Origin of the sequence: Streptomyces malaysiensis subsp. samsunensis (assembly GCF_024519315.1) — a bacterium.
Classification (GTDB): Bacteria; Actinomycetota; Actinomycetes; order Streptomycetales; family Streptomycetaceae; genus Streptomyces; species Streptomyces malaysiensis.
Window position 1 is genome coordinate 1 of record NZ_JANIIC010000249.1, and the last position, 648, is coordinate 648.

Here is a 648-nt window from a genome sequence, read left to right on the forward strand (position 1 = left end):
CTCATCGCCAACCGTGGCGAGATCGCTGTCCGTGTTGCCCGTGCCTGCCGGGATGCCGGGATCGCGAGCGTTGCCGTCTACGCCGATCCGGACCGGGACGCTGTGCATGTGCGCGCGGCCGACGAAGCCTATGCGCTGGGCGGTGACACCCCGGCAGCCAGCTACCTCGACCAGGCCAAGGTCCTGGCCGCGGCCGCCGAATCCGGCGCCGACGCCATCCACCCCGGCTACGGATTCCTCTCCGAGAACGCCGAATTCGCCCAGGCCGTCCTCGACGCCGGCCTGACCTGGATCGGCCCCCCACCCCACGCCATCCGCGACCTCGGCGACAAAGTCGCCGCCCGCCACATCGCCCAGCGCGCCGGCGCCCCCCTCGTCGCCGGCACCCCCGACCCCGTCTCCGGCGCCGACGAAGTCATCGCCTTCGCCGAACAGCACGGCCTGCCCATCGCCATCAAGGCCGCCTTCGGCGGCGGCGGCCGCGGCCTGAAAGTCGCCCGCACGATGGAAGAAGTCCCCGAGCTCTACGACTCCGCCGTCCGCGAAGCCGTGGCCGCCTTCGGCCGCGGCGAATGCTTCGTCGAGCGCTACCTCGACAAGCCCCGCCACGTCGAAACCCAGTGCCTGGCCGACACCCACGGCAACGTC

1 protein-coding gene is annotated in these 648 nt (G+C 72.2%); it reads left to right on the forward strand.

What is annotated here, in order from left to right; translation table 11 throughout:
- A partial coding sequence (locus NQU54_RS48735) for a biotin carboxylase N-terminal domain-containing protein (protein WP_306279898.1) occupies positions 1 to 648 on the forward strand: 648 nt, incomplete at both ends.